Below are 202 nucleotides of genomic sequence, written 5' to 3' on the forward strand. Positions count from 1 at the left end.
TGAAGTCGTAATTGGAAGTTACGTTATAAACACCATCTGCATCACAACTATCTGAACCACAAGATTCAAGCGCAAGTATGTTAGCAGTATTCCAAGCATCGGCAATAGTTTCGTTATCATCTGCTGTACAATCTACAGAGGCATCTGTAACTGTAGTACAAACTGTTAAATCTGGACCGATAGAATCGTTAAGCGTAAGAAT

The 202-nt window shown here is 38.6% G+C and carries 1 protein-coding gene; it reads right to left on the bottom strand.

The window, feature by feature from the left end; translation table 11 throughout:
* The coding region (locus ACVCZW_RS05840) for a hypothetical protein (protein WP_452231904.1) at window positions 1–202 on the bottom strand (202 nt) is incomplete at both ends.

This window comes from Lacinutrix sp. MEBiC02595, from assembly GCF_053601555.1.